The organism is Cryobacterium gelidum, from assembly GCF_004403985.1.
Taxonomy (GTDB): Bacteria; Actinomycetota; Actinomycetes; order Actinomycetales; family Microbacteriaceae; genus Cryobacterium; species Cryobacterium gelidum.
The window spans coordinates 57,209-71,778 of sequence record NZ_SOHL01000005.1; the positions used below are offsets into that span (position 1 = coordinate 57,209).

Genomic DNA, 14,570 nt, shown 5'->3' on the forward strand with positions numbered 1-14,570 from the left:
GCACGATGGCAGATATGAAGTTATGCGACCACTCGTCAGCACCCCTGAGTTGGTACTGGCCCGGCCGATAGCGCAATTATGCCCCAGGGTCCTGCCGATTGACAAGCGGCCGAGGCATGAGAACGCCGGTGGAACAGATGAGGTTGCGGCTTGGGCAGCGGGGTCAGCGTTTGCTGGCCGATATTCTGGCGGCGAGTTCGCCCAGCGCGGTGAGGGTGTAATCCGGTGCCGCAAAGTAGCTCGGGTAGGCCTCGCCGGTGCGGTTCAACCAGGCGGTGCTCAAGCCCGCTTGCGCCGCGCCGTGGATGTCCCAGGGGTGCACGGCGACCAGGAGCATATCGCTCGGCGGCACCCCACAGACATCCGCGGCATAGTCGTAGGCAGCCCGTACCGGTTTCCACGCCGGGGCGTCTTCAACCGTGAGCAGAGCTTCGAATTCGTTCTGGAGCCCTGCCCTGGTCAGGAGCGTCCTGGCCACCTGCACGCCTCCATTCGATAAGGTCACGAGGCGCAGCCCAGTTGTCTTGAGCGCCCGGATCCCGTCTTCTACGTCTGGGTAGAGGTTCAATGCAAAGAAGCCGGCCATAATGTGCTGCACAGCATCGTCGAGGTTGCCGGTCAGGGCGACGTCGCGGAGGACTCCGCGCAGGATCTCGGAGCTGATTTCAGCGAATTTTGCGGCACCACCGGCAGCGGCGAGGGCGAACCCGTCCCTGAGCAAGGAGGCGAACCAGATCCCGGCCAGGTGCGAGGGGGCGCCGATATCCACAAAAAGAGCCTTCATGGTCGACATGTCTGAGAGGGTTTCGTTGACGTCGAAAACGATCACTGACGGCGTGTTGCTATTCATAACGTGGGTCCTTCCGGTGTTCGCGATGTGGTGGTGCCCTATAGATGCATCCATTCGGCGATGCCACCCACTCGCGGCGCGGCCCTCACCCACGACTCTGAGAACGCGCTCGGCCGTCAGGCACCAGAGTAGCTGGTGTTGCAGACAGGAGAGTGAGCCTTTCATCCGAGGGATAGTCCAGGTTGCGGGTTAGGGGGGATCGTGGCTGCCGCGACGCGAATGTGCCCGCCACGCACCGCCACGGAGCGCACATCCACGCCCTCACGTTCGATGATGGTCCACGGGCGAGCCTTGAGGTCGGCACCGCCGACCGCGGCTGCGATCCGCGCGAGCGGCGAGAACACCCGGTAGATCTTCACGGGCGACTGCATGTCTACAATGCACGCGCGACCACCTGGCCGCAGCAGGGCACGCATCCGGTCCCAAGCCGGATGCCAGTCTGTGAAGACGCTCATTGCATAACTGGAAAAGACACCGTCGACGCTCCCTCGCGCCGCCGGGAGCTCTTTCACGACGACCATCGGGTCAAATGTCATGGCATCCGCCTCGACCAGGCGCACGTTCGTCCACCCGTTCGATTTCACCCGGCGGCGCGCCATCTCAAGCATCTCCCGGCTGCGATCCAGCCCGATCACGGCGCCCGCGGGGCCGACCGCATCGACGAGCAGAGCAAAATTCAGGCCGGTACCGCAGGCTAGGTCCAGGACAGTGTCGCCCGGACGCAGCCCCAGGAGAGCCACGCCGCATTCTCGGCCGGCCCGGTAGACGACTCGTTCTCCGGAAAGAGCGTCGTAGAAACGGGCAGCGGCCCCGTAGACGTTCACCATGGTACAGTCCGTCCTTCCTTTTTTCGCCAGCCTAATCAGCCCGCAGTGGTTTTGAACACCGGCGACCGTCTACGCTCACAGTCATGCGAGAACTCGACAAATTTGATCTGGTCGTCATTGGAGGCGGAACTGCTGGCTTGATTGCCAGCCGCACGGCGGCGAGCTTCGGAGCGAGAGTGGCTCTGATCGAGGACAACCTTCTCGGAGGGGATTGCCTGTGGACCGGGTGCGTTCCATCGAAATCGCTCATTGCCGCCGCGAACGTCGCAGCGACGGCCCGATCCTCCGCTCGACTCGGAGTACGGGTGGGCGATGTCGTCGTCAACTTCGCGCAGGTCATGACGCACGTTCAGGACGCGATGCAGGAAATCGCACCGGTCGATTCCGCCGAGTCTCTCGAGCGGGACAATATTGACGTGGTCATCGGGAGGGCACGATTCACCGGTCCGGACAGCGTCAACGTGAACGGCCGCGAACTCCGGTTCCATCAGGCGCTGATCGCCACCGGTGCCGCACCGGCCCTGCCGGACATCCCCGGAATCGACGCGGTCGATCTGCTTACCAGCGAAACGTTCTGGGACCTGAGGACTGCCCCGGAACAACTCGTGGTGTTGGGCGGCGGGGCTCTCGGCTGTGAGATCGCCCAGGCCATGGCTCGCCTCGGTACGGCCGTGACGCTCGTGCAGCGGGGGCCACGAATCTTGCCGAAGGAAGACGACCGGGCCAGTTCCCTCATTCAGGCCGCGCTCATCGCTGACGGAGTCGACGTGCGCACCAACTTCACCGCGATCGCGGTCACCTCCACCAACCGCCTCGCCGGTACATTGTCCCTCGATGATGGGACCGCCCTGACTTTCGACCGGCTCTTCGTAGCCGTGGGTCGCCGCCCGAACACCGCCGGCCTCGACCTGCACTCCGTGGGAGTGCGCCGGGATGGGCACGGTAACATCGTGGTCAATTCCAGGATGCGCACTTCCAACCCGCGCATCTGGGCCGCCGGCGACGTCACCGGACTGCCCCGGTTCACGCACACCGCCGGTGTGAACGCCAACCTGGCTGCAACAAACGCGATCCTCGGACTGACCCGCCCCGTCGACAAGGAGGCGATCCCCCGAGTCACGTTTACCTACCCTGAAGTCGGTGCCGTCGGCCTGCAATCCCGGGATGCGGAAGCCGGGGCCCACCGGATCGTCACCTGGGAGCATGAACAGGTTGACCGCGCGGTGACGGAGGCGAAAACAGGCGGGTACACCCAGCTCATCGTCAACAAACGCGGCCGCATACTTGGCGGGACCGTCGTGGGCCCCCGGGCCGGTGAGACCCTCGGCGAGATCTCTCTGGCGTTGAAGAACCGGCTCACCACGAGCAGTATCGCCAGCACGACGCACGCGTATCCCACGTACAACGACGGCCTTTGGAGCGTGGCCGTGGCCGACGTGCGTCACCGGCTCGGTTCCGGCCTGGTTTTGACCGCCACGCGGATCCTTCGACGTCTGCGTAAGGCGCGGCTACGCTGACAGTCTGCCCCGCACAGGGCTGACTCCATGGGTTGGACCGCGTCCAGAATTCTCGCGGAGACCAAACGGCCCCACCGGCAGAGCGCCCGCCGGGCCCGGCGGGCTGCTTGCGCGACGCGTAGATCGTTGCCTCGGATCGAAGGCGGTCTGCAGCTATTTGGCCTGGCCGTAGTTATCGACGGTGGCCACCGTCAGCATGAAGTCGACCGGGAAGTCGCCGAAGAGCAGCCGCCCAGCAGTTTCGGCAGCCGTAGCGATGATCTGTGCGACGGCGTCGGTCTGCTCCGAGGGCGTGTGCACGATCACCTCGTCGTGCAGAAAAAAGACGAGGTGCGGTTGGGCGTGAAATGGCGCACGAGCCCGCGCAGCCGGGGTCACCGCACGGCGGGCTCCTGGAGGTCTCAGGCGAGCAGCATCGTGTACGGCATTCGCTTGGCTGCCGGGAGCAGGCAGTGCCGTGAGCTCGCGCCGGATCTCTGCCATCCAGCACAGGGCCCATTCAGCCGCGCTGCCCTGCACGATGAAGTTGCGGGTAAAGCGCCCCCAATCCCGGGCCTGGCTGCGGGCTCGCCGCTCATCAATCGCCGTCGCCGCCGGGTCGTAGGCCTGCGCCTGCACCTCATGCCAGCCCGTGCCTGGTATCGGTGACGAGCGCCCGAGTCGGGTCGTCACCACTTCGCCACGCTCGCCGGCGCGTGCCGCCGACTCGGTGAGCGCGATCGCCCGGGGGTAGGCACGGGCCAGGCGCGGCATCAATCGTGCGCTTTCCCCCGTCGTGGCCCCGTACATGGCGCCGAGCATCGCGACCTTGGCGTGGTCGCGGGTCTGGGCGACACCGCTCGACACGATCCCGGTATACAGGTCGGTGCCGCGGCCAGCCCTGGCCATGTTCGTATCCTGCGCCAGCGCCGCGAGGATGCGCGGCTCCAGCTGCGCGGCATCCGCGACGACGAGTTTCCAGCCCGGGTCAGCGACGACAGCACCCCGAATCTGTTTGGGCAGCTGCAGCGCTCCCCCGCCGCGCGTGGCCCAGCGGCCGGTGACGACACCTCCGGGCACGTAGTCGGGGTGGAACCGGCCGTCGACGACCCAAGATTCCATCCAGGCCCAGCCGTTGGCGTTGTGCAGCCGGGAGAGTTTCTTGTACTGCAACAACGGTTCGATTACCGGGTGCTGCAACTTCTCCAGCTCCCAGCCCCGCGTCGAGGTGATGGCGAGCCCGGCACGCTGCAGCGCTTTGAACAGTTCCTGGGGCGAATCCGGGTTGAGGCTGGCGTCGTGCAGTTCTAAGCGGATGCGCCGGGCCAGCACTTCCAGACGCTCCGGTCGGACACCGGGTGCGACCCGCGGTCCGAGTTCGCGGGTGAGGAGGCGATCGTGCACGTCGGTGCGCCAGGGCAGGCCGGCGTAGCGCATCTCCGCGGCCACGAGCGCGCCGGCGGACTCGGCGGCAAGCAGGAGCCGTAGGCGCCCCGGTTCGGTAGCGGACGCCACCGCGTCGAGTTGGCGGCGAAACTCTTGCGCTGTACTCGACTCTCGGGCGCCCGGCGCGGTAGGCCCGCCTGCCGTCGTACCGGCAGCTGCAGGGTTCATGATATCCGCGGCGCCAGTGCTCGAAACCGAGTCACCGTCATCGTCCGCCTCGAAGTCGAAAAGTGTCACCCTGGGCTCGGCTTGGTCACTCGCTCCTGTACTCGCGACGTCCCAACGGTCCCGCGCGGCCTGGGCGAGTTCGCTCGTCGTGGTCAGTGCCGAATTCTTCAGGATCACATGGCACAAACGAAGATCGTGGCAGCGCTGCACTCGGATGCCCGCGGTGAGAAGTACCGAATAGATCCGGGCGGTATCGTCCCAGACCCAGCGCGGCGTGGCGGGTTCGCGGGTGATCGATTCCCGGGCGGCCGCTTCGAGCGATGACACGAACGACCGAAACTCGGTCAGGGTGAGGCGGTGTGACGCGTCGATCGGGAGGCCTGCATCGTCCAGCGTGTCGACGAGCAGTGCGCCGCCAGTTGTTTGCCGAACCAGTACATACACTGTTCTATTCTGCCCGGTGCCGGCCGGGTAGAGCACCGCGCCTATCGGCTTCGCGGAGCCGATAGGCGCGGTGCCCTGCGGGAGATCGCGTCGGTTACGACGCGCTCGGCGCGGTGCCCTGCGGGAGATCGCGTCGGTTACGACGCGCTGGGCGTACCTTCGCTAGCCAGCGATCTTGTCTCCGTTCGGAGCGACCACCCACCAGACGCCGCCAACACCTTCCCCGGTGGTGTCACCGGCAGCAGCGTCGCCCGCCCAGTAATAGAGGGGAAGTCCGTTGAGGGTGACCTGTTTGGTGCCGTCCGTGCGCGTGATGACACCGACCTTGCCGGTGACACCCGCGACGGTGGGCGTGTCGGATTTGGCTACGACGGCTGGCCATTTGACCAAGCAGTCGCCCTCGCAGGTGCTCGCACCAGAGTCTGCAACGTCCTTGTCGAAGACATACAGGGTCATCCCCGCCGTATCAACGACGATCGTGCCGAGCGAACTGTCTGCGGTAGCGAGCGCCGGCTTGACCGCGGCCTCACTCGGCGCGCTGGACGAGCTCGACGTGTCGGCCGCCGGAGTCGTCGCTCCCTGCGAGCATCCGCTCAGCGCGAGAACGCTGAGCACGACCGCCCCGACGGCCGGCCCGACCTTGATCCATATTCTGCTGTTCATGATTGCTTCCTTCTCTCGGTGCTATTCGATGAAGTGCTATTCGATGAGGTGTTTTTGACGTTGTGGTTTTAACACGCTGTGGTGCGCAGTGCGGTGGTGCCAGATGGAGAACTCCTGGAGTTACCACGAGCTACAGCAGGGAATGGTTCAGCACTCCAGGTTGGGAGCCACACGGAGCACCAGTCCGCGTGGAATAGGCTGCTAGCCTGTGCGTGAAACCATGGACATTATTCGATACAACGAGGTACGTGCCATCTCGGGGCGCAACGACGGCGGCCAGACCCGCGAGCTGGTTTCTTTCCCGGTAGGCGCGGCTGACTTTGACTGGCGAATCAGCATCGTTGATGTCATCGTCGCCGGCGATTTCTTCGTCTATCCGGGTGTGGAACGCATATTCGCCCTGGTCGAAGGTGAACTCCTGGTGTTGATAGTCGATGGTGTCGAGCACCCGATGGAGCAGTATCGTCAATTTCGCTTCTCCGGCGACAGCGTCACCAGCGCCACCCTGCCGGTCGGCGCAACGACAGGCCTCAACGTGATGGCAAGACGCGGAGAATACAAGGCCTACATCTCGATCATCGAGTTGTCCAAGAAGCGATCCCAGCCCGTGTTCGGTGACCAATTTGCCATTCTGCTTCAGGGGAACGCGGCGGTCTCCGCGCCCGCTTCTAATGCCGCCGGTACAGGTCAGGGCGAGATCGATACAGCGGAGCTGCACAAATTCGATACCGTCCGCGGCCATGATCCGGCACCGGAAGTTCTGGGGCGAGGATTCCTGGCCATGATCACGCTCGAGGCCGAATCCGCCTGATCGGGGCCACCGTCGCCGTGGCGGCGCTGGTGTGTCCCTGCGACAGGATCAGCGTCTGGGGCCCGCGAGCCGGCTGGGGCGTTCGTGCACGCCGAAGATGGTGAAGATTAAGGCCACCGCGGCCGTACCGGCCAGTAGAAGAAGACCGATCGCGTAGCTATTGTCGGTGGCGTTATAGGTGGCCCCCATCACGAGCGGCGGAAAATAGCCACCCAGGCCTCCGGCCGCACTGACGATTCCGCTGATTGAACCGGCCTTGTCGGGTGGCGCATTGCGTCCCAGCCAGGCGAAGACTCCCCCGGCTCCCAGACCGAGGGCCGACGCCATTGCCACGAACGTGAGCCCCGCCGGAATTTCCCCATCCGGACGCAGATTCACCGCCCAGGCAAGCACAGCGACGGCGCACAACGAAACTATGACGACCGGCTTGGGACCGACTCGATCGGCGAGAATTCCACCGACCGGGCGCATCAGTACGGCCGCAGCGGCGAAACCGGCGGTTCGGGTGCCAGCCGCGGTCAGGTCGAAATCGTAGATGTCTCGCAGATAGGTCGGCAGGTAGGTGGAGAACGCAACGAACCCGCCGAAAACAAGCCCATAGAGAAAACACATCTGCCAGGTCACGCCGAGTTTCGCGGCCGCGACGAGTTTTGGTACGAAGGGCTGGGCATTGGAAACCCAACTCGGCGCATTCCCCATGCAGGTCCAGACGAGGACGGCGGTCATGATCAGCAGCAGCGCCAGAATCAGGTGGGTGGGAACGTACCCGAACCAGTCAACGAAACGCGGCGTGAAGAAGGCGGACAGAGCCGTGCCGCCCATACCGGCACCAAAAACACCCGTCGCGAAGCCGCGCCGAGAGAGCTCATTCCAGTTGCTGACGAATGGGATTCCAACTGCGAAGACCGTTCCAGCGACGCCGAGCAGCAGCGCGCACAGCACAAGAATCCAGTAGACCCCCACGGTTCCGGCGAGCGCCACGAGCAGCAGGGCCGGAACAGTGGCCAGCAAGGTCAGGGTTAACATGATCCGCCCCCCGAACCGATCCGTGAGCACTCCCACCGGAATACGACCGATCGAACCAACAACAACGGGCATGGCCACCAACACGGATACCTGCGCTGACGACAAATCCAGCTGCAGGCGATACCGCACCCCAAGTGGGGCAATACTCGTCCACGCCCAAAAACACACCACTGATGACAGGGTCGCCAGCGCGAGGTTGAACCCCTTACTGGTTCGGACCCGTTCCCGCACGGTGACCGTCGCCATGGCTATCGTTTGTCCCGCGCTCGGTCCTCGGTTCCGATCGGTGCCCAGCCGCGTCGGATGGGCCTGACCTCACCCGGTATTTTGTCGCGCGAACGATAGACGATGTAGGGCCGGAAGAGGTAGTGCAATGGCGCTGTGAACGCCTGCACGAGCCGGGTGTTCGGGTCGAGGAGTACATCCATTTGCGCTTGGTACAGGTCTTTCACGTCGGTGACAGCGGCCGCGTCGGTGACCCGGTCGGCGTCATAGAGAAACAGGCCCAGATAGCGCAAGCGCCCGACGCAGGTTTCCAAACACACGGTGGGCAGTCCGATTTCGACACGTGGGTAGCAGAACGTGCACTTCTCGGCCTTGCCCGTCTTGTGGTTGAAATAAATTTCCTTATACGGGCATCCGGTGATGCGCTGACGCCAGCCTCGACACTTGTCCTGGTCGACCAGCACGATGCCGTCTTCGACCCGTTTGTAGATTGCACCCGATGGGCATGACGCCATGCAGGAAGGATTGAGGCAGTGCTCGCAGATGCGCGTCAGGTAGAACATAAAGGTCTGCTCGAAGGCGAATTTGATTTTATCTTCGGATGCCTTGCGCACTTTTTCGACGATGGGATCGAGGTGTCCCATCTCGGGCGCACCGGCGAGGTCGTCGTCCCAGTTCGCCGACCAGGTGATTTTGGTGTCCTTGCCGGTGATCAGGGACTTGGGGCGTGCTACCGGAAAATCATCGCCCAGAGGGGCATCGATGAGCGTCTTGTAGTCGTAGGTCCACGGTTCGTAATAGTCCTTCAGCTCGGGTTGAACCGGGCTAGCGAACAGTCCGAGAAGCTTCTTGAGCCGACCGCAGCTTCTGAGCACCAGGCGGCCTTTTTTGTTCAGCTGCCAGCCTCCGCGCCATTTGTCCTGATCCTCGTAGCGTCGCGGGTAACCCTGGCCGGGCCTGGTCTCGACATTGTTGAACCAGACGTATTCCGTGCCGGCGCGGTTCGTCCAGGCCTGCTTGCAGGTGACCGAGCATGTGTGACAGCCGATGCACTTGTCGAGATTCATCACCATGCCCATCTGGGCCATCACTCGCATCAGTACGTTTACTCCTGTGAGCGCCGACGGATCGTCGAGACGATGTCCCGCTGGTTACCGGTGGGGCCCAGATAGTTGAACGCGTAGAACAGGTGCGCGTAGCCGCCGATGAGGTGCGTGGGTTTGACCAGCAGCCGGCTCACCGAATTATGGATCCCGCCACGCCGTCCGGTGGCCTCGGACTTGGGTACATTGATGGTGCGTTCCTGAGCGTGGTAAACGTATACAACTCCCTGTGGCATCCGGTGGCTGACGATCGCGCGGCCCACCAGAACACCGTTCATACTGACGCATTCAACCCAGTCGTTATCGAGGACCTTGATGGAGTCGGCATCTTGGGGACTCATCCATACGGTCGGCCCGCCGCGGGAGAGTGACAGCATGTACAGGTTGTCCTGGTACTCCGAGTGGATCGACCACTTGGAATGCGGAGTCAGGTAGCGCACCGTCACCTCTGTATCGCCGTTCGGGTCGAACTTGGGTTCGCCGAACAGGCGTTGCATGTCGAGGGGGGGCCGGTAGATGGGTAGGGCTTCGCCCAGGTCCATCATCCAGTCATGGTCCAGGAAGAAATGCATTCGGCCGGTCAGGGTGTGCCACGGCTTCAGCCTCTCTACGTTGATCGTGAACGGCGAGTAGCGGCGGCCTCCGGTTTCTGAGCCAGACCATTCCGGCGACGTGATCACCGGTACCGGCGCGGCCTGGGGTTGTGCGAACGTGATCCGTTTCTCCGCGGACCCCTCGGCCAGGTCGGCCAGGCGCATTCCGGTTTGCTTCTCGAGCTCGCGGAATCCCTGCACGGCGAGCTCTCCGTTGGTCGTGCCGGAAAAGCTCAAAATTGCCTGCGCGAACTTCGCATCGGTGTCGATCGCTGGCCGCCCATGACCCGCACCACCCCGCATCACGCCGTTGCTTTGAGCCAGTCGCGGAATCTCGTGTTCCATGCGGAATGTGACGTTCTTCACGGTGAAACCCCGCTGCTCCGCCAATGGCCCGACCGTGGCCAGCTTCTCGGCGATCTGGGTGTAATCGCGCTCCACGAGTTGGAAGACCGGCATGTTCTGGCCGGGCACCGCGGGAATATTCGCCTGGCGCCAGTCCCTGACCACCCCACCCGGCTGCGCGATCTCGCCGGGGGTGTCATGCTGCAGGGCACGCTGACGAGGTCCCGCCGAATGCCGAGATGCGTCTTGGCCTGCCGCGACACTTCCTCGGCGAGGAGGTGAAACATCTCGAAATCGGTTTTCGCTTCCCAGGGAGGATCGATGGCCGGGGTGAAGGCGTGCATAAACGGTTGCATATCGGTCGAGGAGAGGTCATGTTTTTCGTACCAGGTTGCGGCGGGAAAGACGATGTCGGACAGGAGCGTGGTGGACGTCATGCGGAAATCGGCCGAGACCAGCAGGTCGAGTTTGCCCTCCGGTGCATTCTCATGCCACACCACGTCGCGAGGCCGTGCCGCGTTCACGTGGTCCTGGCCCAGCACATTGTGGTGGGTACCCAGCAGATGTTTGAGAAAATATTCATTGCCCTTGGCCGAGGAACCGAACAGGTTCGAGCGCCAAAGCACCAGAGTACGCGGCCAGTTCCCGGGGGCATCGACATCATCGATGGCACTTTTCAGCGGCCCGGATTTGAGGGCCGCTGCGACGTAGCTGGGGGCATCCGTCGCATCACCGCGCTCAATCGCCGCCTGCACCTCGTCGGCGAGGTCGAGCGGGTTGCGGTCAAATTGCGGGTAGAACGGCATCCACCCGAGCCGAGCCGACTGGGCGAGGGTGTCGGCGGTGTGCATTCCATCAAAGTGCCCCTCCGCGAGCGGAGATTTCAAGGAGTCGGCGGAATATCCGTCGGAGCGCCACTGGTCGGTGTGCATGTACCAGTAGCCGGTGCCGATCATGGTGCGCGGCGGCCGGCTCCAGTCCAGGGCGTTGGCGAGCGAGATCCACCCCGTGATCGGTCGGGTCTTTTCCTGCCCCACATAGTGCGCCCAGCCGCCACCGTTGCGTCCCCAGGGCAAATGGAACCTCGACCTGGAAGGGGTCGACCCTGCCTTGTCGCTGCTGGGGCTCGCGAATGGCGAGACCGCCAGCATCCGGTTGCCGTGTTTCGAAGCGCCCTCGGGCGAGGGTTCGATTCTCACCCGCGGCGTTTCAGTCTGCCTGGTCGCTGGGCATCTCGTGACGACGGTTTTTGACCTGATGTTGGCACAGTACGGCGTCGGGCGCACGGGACTTCCCGGGGACTGGGCGTCGGGATACGACGACGCTTCGACGCCGTACACCCCCGCCTGGCAGGCCGAGATCACCAGCGTTCCGGTAGCGGCGTGCATTCGGGGGGCCCGGGAATTCGCCCGCAATGCGGAACAGTCGAAGGGCCGCTCCATGATCATCATGGGGGCTGGAATCTGCCAGTGGTTTCATGGTGATGCCACCCACCTTGCCGCACGCCTGCTGATATCGGCGACGACGTTCCGGGTCATTCACGACGTCCGCCCAAGCCAGGACTGGGTCGGTTAGGCGAGACTTTGCCTCGCGGTACATTTCGACGAGAACGCCGCGCGCATAGGGATAACGCACCCGGGTTGGCGAATAGGTGTACCAACTGAACGCGGCACCGCGGGGGCAGCCGCGCGGTTCGTACTCGGGGCTATCGGGCCCCACGGAGGGGTAGTCCGTCTGCTGGGCCTCCCAGGTGATGATCCCGTCGCGCACGTAGACCTTCCAGGAGCACGACCCGGTGCAATTCACCCCGTGGGTAGAACGCACGACCTTGTCGTGGCTCCACCGGTCACGGTAGAACACGTCTCCTCGACGGCCGCCCTCGCGGAAGACCGCGCGTCCATCATCTGTGTGTTCCCACTGGTGAAGAAACGGCCAAGGGCCAGCATCGTGTCCGACGCCTTTCCGTCTAACCCGGCACGTATAGGACCAGCTGCCATGCGGACAGCCTAGGTCGACAGTCCTCAATGCGCTAGGGGAAATTCCGTTGCATCCCTGGACGGTTCGCCATGGTCACCTGGGCGCGAGAAGCCAACGTTTATTTCCGACCCGCCGAAGCTGTCCGGTGATTCAGATGTCCCACGTGCGCGAACGTGCCGAGCAATCAGACGGTGCGCGGTGCCTTCGCCAGGTTGGCCTCGAGCTCTGCAACGGTCTGACGTATGCCATACGCCGGGCGGTCGCGCTCGACGCGCCAGCTCTCGTCGAGAGGGCCGATGTTTACGGTGTCGAAGCCGAATTCGTCGTAGATCTTCGTAACGAAGGCGGACGCATCCTCGAAGTCGGACGACGTGGCCAGCGCTCGCCGCGCCGGGTCACCGGCGGGGAACGAGTCCGCTGTGATGTCGGCGGCCATGATGTGATTGAAGCCCTTCGCAACGCGTGAGGTCGGCAGGTGCTTCTGCAGCAGGCCGGTCACGGTCACCTCGCCATTGTCGAGGGCCGCGATGTGTCCGTCGCGTTCGAAATAGTAGTTATTGGTGTCGATTACGATCTTGCCGGCGAGTTGCTCGACGGGCACGTCCGCATAGGCTTTGAGCGGCACAGTCACGACCGCGACGTCGGCAGCCTGAGCGGCCTGCGCTGCGGTACCGGCTGTCGCCTTGGGACCCAGCTCGGCGACGAGGGCTGCAAGCGTCTCCGGTCCCCGTGAATTGCTGATCACCACGTCGTAGCCACTCTCGATCGCCTTGCGGGCGACTTGGCTGCCAATGTTTCCTGCACCGATGATTCCGATAGTTGTCATGGTCGCCACAACGAGGGCAACGCCGAAAATGTTCCCGCGCTTCCAACAATGTCCGACCCGCCGCGCCCGTCGTCGTCGAAGCCGCGGATTACAGTGTCGGTAGATCTCCTGACACCCGGCGATACTCCGTTGGTCTGGGTGATTCACGCGGGCCGTAGAGCCCGACGGTCGTGTTCGCCCCGAGAACCTCCGGTGTGAAATAAGACTCTCATTGTCTTCACCGAGCACCGGAGGTCCTCTTTTTGATCCCTCGAGTCACTAGCGTGATGACCGGGTACCGCCAGCTGCTAGCGCTCGGGCTCGATCTCGAGCAGAGTGTTCAGCACGTCGGGGCGGTTGGTGATCACGCCGTCAACGCCCAGCTCGATGGCCCGCACCATGTCCGCCTCCGAGTTGACCGTCCACACGAGCACGTCCATGCCGAGGCGGTGAACCTCAGCCACGTAGGCCGCGTCAATTGATGTGTGGTACGGGTTCACCTGATCTGCCCAGGTGGCAAGTTCCGGAAGTTGATCGATGCGCGGTGTGCCGAGGAGGCCCACCGGAACGGTCGGTTCGAGTTCGGTGAAGGTTTTCATGGAGTCGAAGTTGAACGACTGCACCACGAGCTTGTCCTGGCCCACGGCGGACTGCACGTAGCCGCGGGACTCACGAAGTGCGGAGGATATCTCGGCCTCGATACCCGGGTACAGCTCGGGTGCCTTGATTTCGAGCAGCATGCCAGAGCCGCTCTTCCGAATGACCTCGATCGCCTCGGCGAAGGTCGGTAGCTTTTCGCCGGTGAACTGGGCGCCCTTCCACGAGCCGGCGTCGAGGGTTTGCATCTCTGCGGCGGTGAAGTCGCGCACATTCCAGGGTGCCCGGTCGGGGAAAAGGTCCTTCGCGTTTGTGGTTCGGGTCAAGTTCGTGTCGTGAATGACCACGAGTTCTCCGTCGGCGGAGCGTTGGACGTCGATCTCAATCAAGTCGGCACCCTGGTCCGTTCCGGCACGGAAGGCGGCGAGGGTGTTCTCGGGAGTAGATTGACTCGCGCCGCGATGCGCGGCGTTGATCACGTCATCAGATTCGCTCGCGAAGGCGCTGGGTGCCGCGCCGACGGACAGCCCGGCGACCAGGGCCACGGCGGCGGCGACGGCGACGGCGACGGCGACGCGACGGCGCCGAAACGTTGCGGCGGGAACGGTGAGGGTGGTCGTGCTCATAAGATCTCCTTGCGTTGGAAGCGTTGAACGTTTTCAGGCTGCAGCGTGAAGATGACGCCGAGGTGTCCTGCCGATGGATCAGGGGTGGAGCGCACCTGTCGGGGAACACCTCGCGGCGTCTGCGCAGCGACGGCACTCGCGGTGATGAACGCGACTACTTCGACCGAGGCGCTCTGTAATCGGGCATACCCGATACGAGAAGCGATCCTGGAGATAACGGCAATCCCTCCCCGCACTCCGAACTCGTAACCGGCGCTCCGCCCGGCCTTCTGCATTCCGGCCGTGCTGGAGAGACCTTTTAATGCCTGGCTCTCCTCCGCGCCAGAAACGCGTTCGCTGCGACGTAGCCCACCGCACCTGCCTGACAACAGGCCGCTGCCGGCCACAGGCACCCCGACGCGGGCCGCGTCATCAACCCCATCAAAGACCAGAGCGGATATCAGCACGCCCACAGGTGGACATCCGTGCAGACGACTCCAGAAATTGACTGTCGGGCTCGACTCTTTTCGCGAAAGGAAGAATCATCCCACGAAGCCTGAACGAGTCCTTGTTGCCGTGCAACATCACC

General features: G+C 63.7%; 12 protein-coding genes and 2 pseudogenes. 3 read left to right on the forward strand and 11 right to left on the reverse strand.

The features are described from left to right. Positions 1-163: 163 nt before the first annotated feature. Positions 164-850 (reverse strand): haloacid dehalogenase type II, encoded by a 687-nt coding sequence (locus tag E3T50_RS03360; protein ID WP_134550586.1) that lies wholly within the window; start codon positions 848-850, stop codon positions 164-166. A 161-nt stretch (positions 851-1,011) separates the two neighbouring features. Beyond that, the gene (locus E3T50_RS03365) at positions 1,012-1,677 is read right to left on the reverse strand and encodes a class I SAM-dependent methyltransferase (RefSeq protein WP_134550587.1); all 666 of its coding nucleotides are present in this window, start codon (positions 1,675-1,677) and stop codon (positions 1,012-1,014) included. 83 nt (positions 1,678-1,760) lie between these two features. Here E3T50_RS03365 and E3T50_RS03370 point away from each other — a divergent pair, with 83 nt between their 5' ends. Next, complete coding sequence (locus tag E3T50_RS03370) at positions 1,761-3,194, forward strand: dihydrolipoyl dehydrogenase family protein (protein ID WP_134550588.1); 1,434 nt, start codon at positions 1,761-1,763, stop codon at positions 3,192-3,194. 153 nt (positions 3,195-3,347) lie between these two features. Here the strand turns inward: E3T50_RS03370 and E3T50_RS03375 are convergent, their stop codons facing one another. Next, the gene (locus E3T50_RS03375) at positions 3,348-5,231 is read right to left on the reverse strand and encodes a bifunctional 3'-5' exonuclease/DNA polymerase (protein WP_134550589.1); all 1,884 of its coding nucleotides are present in this window, start codon (positions 5,229-5,231) and stop codon (positions 3,348-3,350) included. A gap of 162 nt (positions 5,232-5,393) precedes the next feature. Continuing rightward, a complete protein-coding gene (locus E3T50_RS03380) occupies positions 5,394-5,894 on the reverse strand; it encodes a COG4315 family predicted lipoprotein (protein ID WP_134550590.1) in 501 nt (166 codons plus the stop codon). 208 nt (positions 5,895-6,102) lie between these two features. Here E3T50_RS03380 and E3T50_RS03385 point away from each other — a divergent pair, with 208 nt between their 5' ends. After that, the gene (locus E3T50_RS03385; protein ID WP_338145331.1) at positions 6,103-6,705 is read left to right on the forward strand and encodes a HutD/Ves family protein; all 603 of its coding nucleotides are present in this window, start codon (positions 6,103-6,105) and stop codon (positions 6,703-6,705) included. 48 nt (positions 6,706-6,753) lie between these two features. Here the strand turns inward: E3T50_RS03385 and E3T50_RS03390 are convergent, their stop codons facing one another. The 3 genes and pseudogenes from E3T50_RS03390 to E3T50_RS03400 all read right to left on the reverse strand — a co-directional run. After that, on the reverse strand, positions 6,754-7,977 hold the full coding sequence (locus E3T50_RS03390; RefSeq protein ID WP_134550591.1) for a nitrate/nitrite transporter: 1,224 nt from the start codon (positions 7,975-7,977) through the stop codon (positions 6,754-6,756). 2 nt (positions 7,978-7,979) lie between these two features. Continuing rightward, positions 7,980-9,053, reverse strand: coding sequence for a 4Fe-4S dicluster domain-containing protein (locus E3T50_RS16520; protein ID WP_134550592.1), 1,074 nt, complete (start codon positions 9,051-9,053; stop codon positions 7,980-7,982). A gap of 8 nt (positions 9,054-9,061) precedes the next feature. Then, positions 9,062-11,064 (reverse strand): annotated as a pseudogene (locus E3T50_RS03400) (molybdopterin dinucleotide binding domain-containing protein); the annotation flags it as partial. A gap of 43 nt (positions 11,065-11,107) precedes the next feature. On the opposite strand from E3T50_RS03400, the gene E3T50_RS16915 reads away from it, so the two are divergent. Further along, positions 11,108-11,572 carry a hypothetical protein gene (locus tag E3T50_RS16915; RefSeq protein ID WP_420898708.1) on the forward strand — a complete coding sequence of 155 codons (465 nt, stop codon included), beginning with the start codon at positions 11,108-11,110 and terminating at the stop codon, positions 11,570-11,572. On the opposite strand, the pseudogene E3T50_RS16920 reads toward E3T50_RS16915, so the two are convergent. The 4 genes and pseudogenes from E3T50_RS16920 to E3T50_RS16360 all read right to left on the reverse strand — a co-directional run. Further along, positions 11,486-11,994: pseudogene (locus tag E3T50_RS16920) on the reverse strand (nitrate reductase subunit alpha); the annotation flags it as partial. The gene E3T50_RS16915 and the pseudogene E3T50_RS16920 sit on opposite strands and share 87 nt — an antisense overlap. A 164-nt stretch (positions 11,995-12,158) precedes the next feature. Further along, entirely contained in the window at positions 12,159-12,800 is a 642-nt protein-coding gene (locus E3T50_RS03405; protein WP_134550593.1) for an NADPH-dependent F420 reductase, read from the reverse strand. A gap of 287 nt (positions 12,801-13,087) precedes the next feature. Further along, positions 13,088-14,002, reverse strand: coding sequence for a glycerophosphodiester phosphodiesterase (locus tag E3T50_RS03410; RefSeq protein ID WP_134550594.1), 915 nt, complete (start codon positions 14,000-14,002; stop codon positions 13,088-13,090). Then, positions 13,999-14,454: a hypothetical protein gene (locus E3T50_RS16360; RefSeq protein ID WP_174844723.1), complete on the reverse strand. Its 456-nt coding sequence runs from the start codon at positions 14,452-14,454 to the stop codon at positions 13,999-14,001. The genes E3T50_RS03410 and E3T50_RS16360 overlap by 4 nt, the downstream gene beginning before the upstream one ends. Positions 14,455-14,570: the final 116 nt, after the last annotated feature.